7 protein-coding genes are annotated in these 13,061 nt (G+C 50.5%); all 7 read left to right on the top strand.

The features are described 5' to 3' along the window. Window positions 1–104 precede the first annotated feature (104 nt). The 7 genes from Q1B04_RS08975 (at window position 105) to bglX (ending at window position 12,972) form a co-directional block, all read left to right on the top strand. Window positions 105–3,089, top strand: coding sequence for a TonB-dependent receptor (locus tag Q1B04_RS08975; RefSeq protein WP_299758289.1), 2,985 nt, complete (start codon window positions 105–107; stop codon window positions 3,087–3,089). 27 nt (window positions 3,090–3,116) lie between these two features. Continuing rightward, window positions 3,117–4,571 (top strand): RagB/SusD family nutrient uptake outer membrane protein, encoded by a 1,455-nt coding sequence (locus Q1B04_RS08980; RefSeq protein ID WP_299758292.1) that lies wholly within the window; start codon window positions 3,117–3,119, stop codon window positions 4,569–4,571. Window positions 4,572–4,657: 86 nt separating this feature from the next. Further along, the gene (locus Q1B04_RS08985) at window positions 4,658–6,286 is read left to right on the top strand and encodes a glucoamylase family protein (RefSeq protein WP_299758294.1); all 1,629 of its coding nucleotides are present in this window, start codon (window positions 4,658–4,660) and stop codon (window positions 6,284–6,286) included. An 83-nt stretch (window positions 6,287–6,369) separates the two neighbouring features. After that, window positions 6,370–7,755, top strand: a complete 1,386-nt coding sequence (locus tag Q1B04_RS08990) for a glucoamylase family protein (protein ID WP_299758297.1) — start codon at window positions 6,370–6,372, stop codon at window positions 7,753–7,755. A gap of 206 nt (window positions 7,756–7,961) precedes the next feature. Beyond that, on the top strand, window positions 7,962–9,698 hold the full coding sequence (locus Q1B04_RS08995) for a family 43 glycosylhydrolase (RefSeq protein WP_299758299.1): 1,737 nt from the start codon (window positions 7,962–7,964) through the stop codon (window positions 9,696–9,698). 236 nt (window positions 9,699–9,934) lie between these two features. Then, entirely contained in the window at window positions 9,935–10,591 is a 657-nt protein-coding gene (locus Q1B04_RS09000; protein ID WP_299758302.1) for an SGNH/GDSL hydrolase family protein, read from the top strand. Between the two features lie 17 nt (window positions 10,592–10,608). Then, a complete protein-coding gene (bglX, locus tag Q1B04_RS09005; RefSeq protein ID WP_299758304.1) occupies window positions 10,609–12,972 on the top strand; it encodes a beta-glucosidase BglX in 2,364 nt (787 codons plus the stop codon). The last annotated feature ends 89 nt before the right edge of the window (window positions 12,973–13,061 follow it).

The following is a 13,061-nucleotide window of genomic DNA, read 5'->3' on the forward strand; positions in this document are numbered from 1 at the left end:
TGCTATGATGAGGTGTTGTAGGGGTAGATTTTTTGGGTGCCGAAGAGATTTTCCAGAATTTTATATCATCAACCTAATCAAAATTTAACCTTACGATACAACGTATGAAGAGAAAAATTTTACTACTCGTCATGTGCCTGCTGACGGTTCACTTGTCGTTTGCCCAGAATACAATTTCTGTGCAGGGTAAAGTAACCGATGCCTCCACCGGACAGCCCCTGATTGGAGCGGGCGTTGTGGTGCAGGGTACAAGCACCGGCACACAAACCGATGCCGCTGGTAATTATACTATCAATGCCCCGGCAGACGGTACGCTTACCTTTAACTACCTCGGTTACCAAAGCACTCAAGTACCTGTTAACAACCGCACAAGTATAAATGCGCAGCTACAAACAGATACTGAAACACTGCAGGAAGTGGTGGTAACAGGTTATGGTGTGCAGGAGAAGCGCGATGTAACCGGTTCGATCAGTTCAGTAAAAGGGGAGGAGCTTAACAAGCAGGCTTCCCAGAACCCAGTAAGTTCCCTGCAGGGTAAAGTAGCAGGTGTTCAGATTACGAACTCTGGTCAGCCAGGTTCTTCCCCTTCAGTGCGTATTCGCGGTGCCGGCTCAGTGCTCGGCAAAGTAGAGCCGCTGTATGTGGTGGACGGTACCATTGTAAATGACCTTACTTTCCTCAACCCGAACGATATTGAGTCGATGGAAGTGCTGAAAGACGCCTCCAGTGCCTCTATATATGGTGTTCGTGCGGCGAACGGTGTGGTTTTGGTTACCACCAAGCGTGGTAAGGCCGGCGTGCCACGCATTAACTACAATGGATTTGTAGGCGTTAAAAGAGCCACTAACGAGCTGGAACTGGCTAATGCTAGCGAATACGCTACGCTGATAAATGAGAAACTGGGCACTGAAAGAGTGGACCCTAACCAGCCAACAACGGACTGGTATGACGAAATTCTCCGGACTGCGACTATTCACAACCACCAGGTAAGCCTATCAGGTGGGTCTGAGAAAGTAACCTATAGCTTTAGTGGCGGCTACCTAAACGAGGAAGGTATTGTTGATGGAAACGACTATGAGCGTATTACCGCCAGGCTGCAGACTGATGCGCAGCTTAGCGAACGCATTAAAGTAGGCTACAATGCTATATTCTACGATTATGAGTCAAATGACATACCAGGCAGCGTAGTTTATCAGTCCTTCATTGCCCCTCCTATACTTCCGGTGTTTAAGGCTAACGGCAACTACGGCGACCCTGCTGATATTGGTTTAGGTAACTTTGCTAACCCCCGTGCCACTTTAGATCGATTTAACCAGGTGTCTAATGGCCAGAGATTAGTTGGTAATGCATTTGGGGAGCTTGAACTGATGGAAGGGCTGACTTTCCGTACTAGCTTAGGCTTGGAATATGGTATAAATGAGTTCAGAAACTACCAAGCTCAGGATTCACTAACCACGGTGCAGTTTGCTGACAGAAGCCTCCTTACAAAATCCAGAAACAAAGTAAACCAGTGGCTTTGGGAGAACACATTTACCTACTCCAAAACTTTTGGGGAGCATGAGGTTACCGCTTTGCTTGGTACCTCAGCTCAGGAAGAACGAAGAGAAACCTTGCAGGGCTCTGCTAACGATGTGCCTTTCGACTCTGATGCTACGCTCTACCTGAACCTCGGTGATCCGGAAACTTTCGGAATTACAAATTCCGCTAACATAGAGAAGTATAACTCATACTTTGGTAGAATAAACTACAGCTTCAGAGACCGTTACCTGCTTACTGCTACATTGCGCCGCGACGGTTCTTCTAAATTTCCTAAAGACAGCCGCTGGGACAACTTCCCTTCCATCGGCTTAGGCTGGGTGGTTTCTGACGAAGCGTTTCTGGCAGATCAGAGCGTGGTGGACTTCCTGAAACTGCGTGCCAGCTACGGCAGGTTAGGTAATGCCGGTGTGCCTACTGGCATTGCAGATCTTACTGCTACTATAGACCCTCGTTATACCGCAATTTTCGGCAACCCGCCGCTGCCTTACGTTGGCGGTAGCATTGTAACAGCAGTGCCAAACACCCTGCTTTGGGAAATTGTGGATGAGCTGAATGTTGGTGCAGAGATCGAGTTTTTGCAGAATCGCTTAAGGTTTGAGGCTGACTGGTACTCAAAGAAAACCAAAGATGCCATTTTTATAGTTACTGTAGGTTCTGCTCCTGGCTATGCTAGTCCAACTATCACAGGAAACTTTGCTGATTTCAAAAATACAGGCCTGGAGCTGGTTGCAAACTGGAGAGATGATATCAGTCCGGATTTCAGTTATAGCTTTGGTGCCAACGTGTCTTTTAACAAAAACGAAGTAACTGATTTGGCCGTGCAGAGCTCAGAGCAGCTTGGTGGGGCCTTGCCGATCGGCGGTAATTTAGCCACTATCACCCGTGTAGGAGACCCTATTGGCTCATATTATGGCTTTGAGGTGGAAGGTATTTTCCAGAATGAGCAGGAGATAGCCAACTCGGCACAGGCTAACGTAGGCGGCATCGCTCCTGGCGATTTCCGTTACCGCGATATTAACAACGACGGTGTTATAGATACAAAGGATAAAGTGCTGCTGGGTAACCCGAACCCTGGCGTATACTACGGCATCAACACGACTTTAAACTATAAGAACTTCGATTTCCTGCTTGATATACAAGGTGTAGGCGATGTAGATGTTTACAATGCGAACAAAGGCATCAGAGTCGGAAACGAGAACTTTACGAAGGACTTCTTTGATAACCGTTGGTTTGGCCCAGGCACCTCTAACAGCTACCCTTCTGCAGATATAAGCGGCTCTAACCTGAACCCTAACAGCTGGTATGTGGAAGACGGCAGCTACATCAGAATCCGAAATGTGCAGGTAGGCTACACGCTTCAGAATGAGTTTATCACTGGGCTTAAAATGCAGAGTGTACGCTTTTATGCAAACGCGCAAAATCCTGTTACCTGGTTCAGTTACACTGGTTTTACGCCGGAAGTGGGTGGTGCGCCAACAAGCGCTGGTATAGACCTGAACGTGTATCCGTTATCAGCTACATATAACTTTGGTGTTAACGTGAATTTCTAAATCAGTAGGAAAGAGAAAATGGAATCAATGATAAGAAAATTTAGAAGCAGAGCGATTATACTTGGATGTACGCTGGCTTTAAGCGGATTAGCCGCTTGTAAAGAGGAGTTTCTGGAGGTAGACCCGCAGGGCCAGCCAAGAGCAGAGGACTTCTTTGTGACACCGGAGCACGCCATACAGTCTGTAAACGCTATTTACGGTAATCTCAGGGAATGGAAAGTTGCTACGTTCGCCAACCTGGCGCTTACAAACATTGCATCAGACAACGCCGACAAAGGCAGCGATCCGGGCGATGCCAGTTTTATGAACGATTTTGACAACTTTACCTTTACTCCAACGCAATTTATACTTGCGGACTATTGGGCGGGGCAGTACCAGGGAATTAACCTGACAAACCAGGCAATCACTAACATCCCTAACATAACTATGGGGCAGCAGTTGCAGGAACGCCTGATTGCTGAAGCTAAATTTTTGAGAGCCTACCACTACTTTAACCTGGTGCGTGCTTTTGGCGATGTGCCGCTACTGACGCGCCCACCTGTTGAGCCGGAGGAACTAAACCCTGTGCGTACACCGAAAGAGCAGGTGTACCAGCAGATTATAACTGACCTGACAGATGCGGCGGCAGTGCTGCCTGTAAGTTATGATGCGCTAAACGTTGGCCGTGCAACCCGTGGCGCTGCCTTGTCTATGCTGGCAAAAGTGCAGCTGTACCAGCGCAACTGGCAGGAAGTGCTAAACCTTACCAACCAGGTAATGGGCTTAGGGTATGCGCTTACCCCGAACTATTATGATGTTTTCCGCCTCTCCGGTGAGAACAACATGGAGTCTGTTTTTGAGGTACAGGCGCTTACCGTGCCAGGAAACTGCGGCGCATCTAACCTGCAGTGGGCTGAGGTGCAGGGTGTAAGAGGGCAATTCGGCTGGGGATTTGCAACTCCGTCAGAAGACCTGGTAAATGCTTATGAAGAAGGCGATGAGCGCCTGGATGCGACTATTCTGTTTAGAGGCGAGACAACTCCTGAAGGTGACGTCATCAACCCAAATGCTCCGAACCCACGCTACAACCAGAAGGCTTATGTGCCGAGCTTCGTTACCCGCGACTGTGGCTATGCAAAAGACCAGAACATGCGTATTCTACGTTACGCCGAAGTATTGCTGATGCATGCAGAGGCTGCTAACGAACTGGGCATGACTCAGGATGCGCTGGACGCTCTGAACCAGGTGCGCGAAAGAGCTGGTCTGGACCCGATAGAGACGGCATCGCAGGATGAGCTTCGTAACCTAATTTGGCAGGAGCGCCGTGTTGAGCTGGCACTGGAAGGAGACCGCTTCTTTGACCTGGTGCGCCAGGGAAGAGCTGCTCAGGTACTTCAGGCACTGGGCAAGCAGTTTACAGAAGGAGTGAACGAGGTATACCCTATACCACAGACTCAGATTGACCTTAGCGGTGGCGTTCTGACACAGAACCCCGGCTATTAATTCTTAATTTATAAAGTATGGAGCCGCCGCATGGTATGGCTCCATACTTTCATTTCTCGAAACTAACACCACCCTTACCCTAAAGGATGATAAAAAAACAGCTTTGGTACTGTTGCCTGCTACTGCTATGTTCGCTGCTGTCCTGCAATAGCGATACAGAAGAAGAACAGCCTGCGCCAGACCCAACTGACCCTGTCGCACCGCCTGTTATTACCGCTGCCCAGGACAAAGCCCTGCTCGACGAAGTGCAGGAGAGCACCTTCCGGTACTTCTGGGATTTTGCCCACCCTGCCAGCGGCATGGCGCGGGAGCGCAGCAGTTCCGGCGATGTGGTTACCTCAGGCGGAACAGGATTTGGTGTGCAGGCCGTTATAGTAGGCGTGCACCGTGGCTGGGTAACCAGAGCAGAAGCTGTAGAACGACTAAACAAACTCACCGATTTTCTGGCCCGTGCCGATCGTTTTCATGGCGTTTGGCCGCATTGGCTGCATGGCAACACGGGCGCGACCATTCCTTTCAGCACCAAAGACAACGGAGGAGACCTGGTAGAAACCTCTTTCCTGATGAACGGCCTACTGACGGCACGCGCCTACTTTAATGGCGCCGGAGCAGAGGCCGAACTAAGGCAAAAAATCACCCAGCTTTGGGAAACAGTGGAGTGGGACTGGTACGCCTCACGCGGCGACGGCAAACTTTACTGGCACTGGAGCCCAAACTATGGCTGGGAAATGAACATGCCCATACAAGGTTGGAACGAAGCCCTGATTACGTATGTGTTAGCCGCTTCTTCTCCCACGCACCCTATCGATGCCGATGTTTACCAGAACACCTGGGTTAGCGCTAATTTCGGGGCTGCTCAGAACTATGTTGGCTATACTTTAAAAATGGGTCCTGCTTACGGCGGACCGCTGTTTTTTGCGCATTACTCCTTCCTGAGCCTCGACCCACGGCAACTGGAGGATAACTATACCAATTACTGGCAGCACAACCTGAACCATACGATGGCAAACCGCTCTTACAGCCTCAGCATTGCGCCGCAAAACTATGGCTACACCGAGAGCTTTTGGGGCCTCACCGCTTCCGATGATCCAGACGGCTACGATGCCCACTCGCCTACCAACGACAACGGCACCGTGGCACCTACGGCAGCATTAGGTTCTTTTCCTTACACGCCATACTATAGCATGCAGGTGCTGCGCAACATGTACAAAGGCCTCCGCAGCAGAATGGTGGGCAACTACGGTTTAAAAGATGCCCTTAATAAACCTCGAAACTGGACAGCATCAGACCATTTGGCCATAGACCAAGGCCCAATTGTGGTGATGATCGAAAACTACCGCAGCGGTTTGCTATGGGGCCTTTTCACTGATTTGCCTGAGGTGCAGGTGGGGCTGGCAAAGCTGGGCTTCCGGAAGCCGGTTTACGAAACTGGATTCCCGCTGGTAACACCCGATATCAGAACAGGGCAAGTAGACTTGCTGCGCCACCCTGACCAAGATAATTACCTGATTGATGTAGCCACCAAAGAGGCAGGAGCTTATACTTTAAAGCTACTGCAGGACAATGGAACAGAAGTAACAACTCTCTGGAACAGCGAGAGCAAAGGAGTAGATCTGGAGCAAGTGGCGCTAGGCCAGGAGCTGGAAGCCGGCAAGTATAAACTGGTGCTCAGCTCAGCTGCACTAACCAAAGAGGTCAATGTTTATCTGCATTAATATTCATACAGGAGAGATCCTGTGCAAAGTATAAAGTGAAGCATCAACAAATATTGCAAGTACAGTAAAATCAACTATCACAAATGAAAAAAAACTTACTGGCCATACCTCTTTTAGCGGCTCAGCTATTCTACGGGTGCCAAAGCTCCTCAAACACAACAACAGCCACTGCTGAGGTTTCAGCTACAGACACCACAGCCGCAGTAGGAGCACAACTGTCCGACGAACAGCTGCTGACACTGGTGCAGGAGCAAACCTTTCAGTATTTCTGGGATGGTGCCGAGCCTAATTCCGGCCTGGCCCGCGAGCGCATCCACATGGACGGCGTGTATCCGCAAAACGACCAAAACGTGGTAACTACCGGAGCCACTGGTTTTGGGCTAATGGCCATTGTAGTAGGTATGGAACGTGGCTTTATCACAAGAGAAGAAGGCGTACAGCACCTGCAGAAAATGGTAAACTTCCTGGAGAAGGCAGACCGTTTTCATGGAGCCTGGAGCCACTGGATTGATGGGGAAACCGGTAAAGTAAAGCCATTCGGCAAAAAAGATAACGGTGGCGACTTAGTAGAAACAGCTTTCCTGGTGCAGGGCATGCTGACGGTGCGACAGTACCTGCAGGACGGCAACACGCAGGAGAAAGCCCTGGCCGCTCAAATTGATAAGCTCTGGAAAGAAGTAGACTGGAACTGGTACCGCAAAGATGGGCAGAATGTGCTGTACTGGCACTGGAGTCCAGAGTATAACTGGGAGATGAACTTCCCGGTGAGCGGCTACAACGAGTGCTTGGTCATGTATGTGCTGGCTGCCTCGTCGCCTACGCATGGCGTACCTGCCGAAGTATACCACGAGGGATGGGCGCAGAACGGTGCCATTAAATCTGATGCGTCTGCCTACGGCCGCGAGATAGTGCTGAACCACAACGGGCACAAAGGCAGTGTTGGCCCTATGTTCTGGGCGCATTACTCTTACCTGGGATTAGACCCGCGCGGCCTGCAAGACAAGTATGCCGATTACTGGAAACTGAACCAGAACCACACCATGATCCAGCACGACTACTGCGTGGACAACCCGAAAGATTATGAAGGCTATGGAGAAGATGCCTGGGGCCTTACCTCCAGCTACTCTGTAAACGGTTACGCAGGCCACAGCCCTGAGCGCGACCTGGGGGTAATCTCACCAACGGCTGCCCTTTCGTCTTACCCTTACGCCAAAGAGGAATCTCTGAAAGTGATGCGCCATTTGTATGAGGACCTGGGCGATAAAGTATGGGGCGAGTATGGTTTCTACGACGCTTACTCGGAAGAACACAATTGGTACACGCCGCGCTACCTGGGCATAGACCAGGGCCCGATTGTGGTGATGATCGAAAACGGTCGCACCGGCCTGCTGTGGGATTTGTTTATGAGCGCTCCGGAAGTACAGGGTGGCTTAAAGAAACTGGGCTTTCAGAGTCCGAAACTGAAGTAAACGATAATTATAAAGTATAAACCCACTGCCAACCCCTCAGCAAAGGAAAATTATTCGTGTATGGCGCTTCTCTTTTAAGGGGAGAGGGGCGGCACATAGGTTGAGTTTAAGGCACGGCATAAGATTCCTTAAGAGTGGGTTGGGGTGGGTTATGGTAAAGAGGGGCTCACGCTCCTGATATCAGTTTAAATCAAAAAAAAGGGTTAATGAACAGAGCATTTTACACTGCGGTTATACTTCTCACGCTTGCTTGTTGCAGCTCGTTTGCTGTAATGGGCCAGAGCACGCAAATGAGCACCTACTGCAACCCCATCAACATAGATTATACTTACGCGGTTTACGATGCCCATAAAGATATTTCTTACCGGTCTGGCGCTGACCCTGCCGTGGTAGAGTTCCGTGATGAGTATTACATGTTCGTTACCCGCTCCATGGGCTACTGGCACTCCACCGATCTGCAAAGCTGGAACTTTATTAAACCTGAGAAGTGGTATTTTCAGGGTTCTAACGCCCCGGCTGCCCATAACTACAAAGATTCCGTGCTGTATGTGGCCGGTGATCCTTCGGGCTCAATGAGCGTGCTGTATACCGATGATCCTAAAAAAGGCGACTGGAAAGCGACAGCGGGTATATTGAACAACTTGCAGGACCCGGCACTGTTTATAGATGATGACAGAAAAGCCTACATGTACTGGGGTTCTTCCAATAAATTCCCGATTCGGGTGAAGGAGCTGGACAGGAAGCGCCGCTTTAAACCTGCGGAGGAAACAGTGGAGCTTTTTACGCTGGACGGAGAGAAGCACGGCTGGGAGCGTTTCGGCGAAAACCATGCAGACACCGTGTTGGCAGGCTACATGGAAGGCCCTTGGATGACGAAGCACAACGGCAAATACTACCTGCAGTATGCAGCGCCCGGCACGGAGTTTAACGTGTATGGCGACGGCGTTTACATAGGCGACAATCCGCTGGGGCCGTTTACTTATGCTCCAAATAACCCGGTTTCATACAAGCCCGGAGGCTTTATGAACGGCGCAGGGCATGGCAGCACGGTAGTTGGCCCGGCAGGCGAGTACTGGCATTTCGGCTCGGCCACAGTGTCGGTTAACATGAACTGGGAGCGCCGCATTAACATGTTCCATACCACGTTTGATAAAGACGGGCTGATGCACGTGAACACCTACTTTGGCGATTACCCGCACTACGGCCCGGCCATACCTGGTAAAATGGGCCAGTTTGCCGGCTGGATGCTGCTGTCCTACAAAAAGCCGGTGAAAGCCTCTTCCTCCTTAGAAAACTTTAAACCGGAGAACATGCTGGACGAAAGCGTGAAGAGCTTTTGGGTAGCCGAGCAGAACAACGACCAGCAGTGGGTGCAGATAGACCTGGAGAAGCCAAGCAAAGTATATGCCGTGCAGGTAAACTACCACGATTATAAATCCGACCTCTACGGGAAAGTACCGGGGCTGTATCACCGTTATGTTATTGAAGGCTCTACAGACGGTAAAAACTGGCAGGTGCTGGTAAATAGGAGCGATAACTACAAAGATGTGCCGAACGATTACGTGGAGTTGACAACGCCGCAGACAGCGCGCTATATCCGTTTCAAGAATATACATGCGCCAACTACTAACCTGGCTATTTCAGGCTTGCGAGTGTTTGGTATTGGCCAAGGCAAAGCGCCGTCCCGCGTCAAAAAATTTGATGTAAACAGAAAGCAAGACCGCCGCGACGTTATGATCACTTGGGATAAGCAGGCCAACGCGCAAGGCTATAACGTGTTGTGGGGCATCGCACCTGACAAGCTTTACAGCTCCTGGATGGTATACGACGATAACAAACTGGACCTTAAAAGCCTGGGCGTAGACCAAGCATACTATTTCGCGGTTGAGGCCTTCAACGAGAATGGCGTATCGGAGCGGACGAAGGTGGTGAAGGTGGATTAGACTGTTATTTAACACGATATTCTTGATCTCAGCATAAAAAGCCTAGGGTCAACTGTAACTAGTCAGCCTATACTGAGTTGCAGGAAGCTGTGGCTATAAGTACAAAGTATAACGCTGCGAGCCAATCGGGTTGCGAACCTAACATTATACTAGGCACGAGCTGCAAACTCGCGCCAGCAAGAGGAATAAAGTATAGCTCAAGTATAAAAATATAGATAAAGTATAAGTCGAAGATTATGCATAAATATTTTTTTCTGATCGTGGCGCTGCTATGGCAATTACAAGCGCAGGCGCAAACCAACCCTCCTTTCTGGAATGAAATTCAGGAGTTTAAAAAGCAAGATGGTGTGCAGATGCCTCCCAAAAACGCTATACTTTTTGTGGGTAGCTCCTCTATCAGGATGTGGAAAAACATGCAGGAGATGTTCCCGAAACATACTGTTGTTAACCGCGGCTTCGGCGGCTCTAACCTGCTCGATCTACAGCGCTATTTAAACGATATCGTGTTCCCGTACCAGCCAAAACAGATTGTGATTTACTCCGGAGAAAACGACATTGCTTCTGACACAGTGCAGGCAACGGAAGTGCTGGAGCGCTTTAAAACGGTGTTTCAGGAAATCCGCCAGGAGATGCCGCAGGTGCCGGTTGTGTTTGTCTCTATCAAGCCCAGCCCATCGCGGGCAAAGTATAAACCGATTATAGTAGAGGCAAACAAGCAAATACACGAGTACCTCAAATCGCAGCCGAACACAAAGTATGTCGATGTGTTTACGCCCATGCTGCAGCCCAACGGAAAAGCAAAACCGGAGATATTTACGCAAGACAGCCTGCACATGAACCAGCAGGGTTACCAAATCTGGAGAAAGAAGATAAAACCGTACTTAATCAAATAACCTAACATAAAGTAAACATGAAACGAATCATACGCACAGCACTGGTCATGTCGATCGGGTTGATGGGCACGCAATGCAACACAGCGCAGCAGAGTACCACAGCCCAGCAAAGCGATACAACCCAGCAGCAGCAACAGGCAAAACCTGCGGGTATGGCAACCACAGCAGAAGACCCACAGATGAGAAAGTTTGTGGACGACCTGCTAAGCCAGATGACGCTGGAGGAAAAAATCGGGCAGCTGAACCTGGTATCGGTTGGCTTTGACGTAACCGGCCCTGTGGTAAGCCAGAACGTGGACGAGAACATTCGCGCAGGCAATGTGGGAGGCGTATTTAATACCTATACTCCTATAGCCGCCCGCAAGCTGCAGGAGTTCGCTGTAAACAACACTCGCCTTAAAATTCCGCTTCTTTTCGGATACGATGTGATCCACGGGCACCGCACCATTTTCCCGATTCCGCTTGGCCTCTCTACCAGCTGGGATATGGACGCTGTAGAACGCAGCGCCCGCATTGCCGCTGAAGAAGCCTCTGCCGATGGGTTGAACTGGGTATTCTCGCCGATGGTGGATATTGCCCGCGACGCACGCTGGGGCAGGATAGCAGAAGGTGCCGGCGAAGACCCATACTTAGGATCTAAAGTGGCGCGCGCCATGGTGCGCGGCTACCAGGGCGATGACCTGACGCAGCAGAACACGGTAATGGCTTGCGTTAAGCACTTTGCCCTGTACGGCGCTTCTGAGGCTGGCCGCGATTATAATACCGTGGACATGAGCCTAAACCGGATGTTTAACGAGTACATGGCCCCTTACCAAGCCGCTATTGATGCTGGCGCAGGCAGTGTCATGACGTCGTTTAACGAGATAAACGGTGTACCGGCCACAGGCAACAAATGGCTGATGACAGAGCTGCTGCGCGACCAGTGGGGCTTTGACGGTTTTGTAGTGACTGACTATACAGCCATTAATGAGATGATCGCGCACGGTGTGGGCGACGAGGCAAAAGTTGGAGAACTGGCCCTGAAAGCCGGCGTGGACATGGACATGGTAGGCGAGGTTTTCCTGAACAACCTGAAGCAGTCGGTGCAGAACGGAAACGTAACCGAAGAGGAAATTAATACGGCAACGCGCAGAATCCTGGAGGCAAAGTATAAACTGGGCCTTTTTGAAGATCCTTACCGCTATGCTGACGAGGCGCGCGCCAAAAATACCATCATGAAGCCTGAGTACCGTGAGGCTGCCCGCGACATTGCCCGCAAAAGTATGGTACTCCTCAAAAACAGCAAGCAGACACTGCCGCTGAAGAAAACCGGTTCTATTGCGCTCATAGGGCCTCTGGCAAACAACCAGCGCGACCTGATAGGTAACTGGAGCGGTGCCGGCGATTGGAAGCAGGCCGTATCAGTGGAGCAAGGTATAAAGAATGTGGCAGGCAACGGCATCAAAATAAACTATGCCAAAGGAGCCAACATCACCGACGACGAGCAGATGATTAAGCGACTGAACGCGCACGGCGGCGAACTGCAGCTGGACAAGCGTTCTGCAGAGCAGATGATTACCGAGGCCGTCAAAGTAGCCCAGGGATCTGACGTGATTGTGGCCGTAGTTGGCGAGGCGCAAGGTATGAGCGGCGAGGCTGCCAGCCGTGCTGATATTACACTGCCAGGCCATCAGCGCGAACTGCTGAAAGCACTGAAGAAAACCGGAAAACCAATGGTAGTGGTGCTGATGAACGGACGTCCGCTGGCCCTGAATTGGGAAGATGAAAACGCTGATGCCATATTGGAGACCTGGTTTGCAGGCACCGAGGCAGGCAACGCCATTGCCGATGTGCTCTTTGGCAACTACAACCCATCCGGTAAGCTAACAGCTACATTCCCGCAGGTTGTTGGGCAGATTCCGCTTTACTACAACCATAAAAACACAGGCCGCCCGTTTGATGGCGAACTGCTGAACAAGTACAGAACACGCTACATGGACGTGACCAACGATCCTTTATACCCGTTCGGTTATGGCCTGAGCTATACTACCTTCACCTACTCAAAGCCTGCTGTTAGCAAAAACAGCATTACAGCAAACGAGAATTTGGAGGTAACGGTAAACGTGCAGAACACCGGCAACTACGACGGCGAGGAAGTGGTGCAGCTGTATGTGCAGGATGTGGTGGGCTCCATCACGCGCCCTGTAAAAGAGCTGAAAGGCTTCGAGAAGATCAACCTGAAAAAAGGCGAGAGCAGAAAAGTGACTTTCACCATCACGCCAGATGATCTCAAATTCTACAACAACGAGCTGGAGCGTGTGCTGGAGCCCGGCGAGTTTAAGGTTTACGTAGGCACCAACTCCCGCGATGTGCAGGAGGCAAGCTTTACGGTAACGCAGTAATTGGTTAGGTGAGTTGGCATTGCCGGACCTGAAAAGCCGGCGGTGCCAATGCCTCACCTAGCCTCTATCTCACATTAAAACTACACCTT

The organism is uncultured Pontibacter sp., assembly GCF_947495565.1.
Classification (GTDB): Bacteria; Bacteroidota; Bacteroidia; order Cytophagales; family Hymenobacteraceae; genus Pontibacter.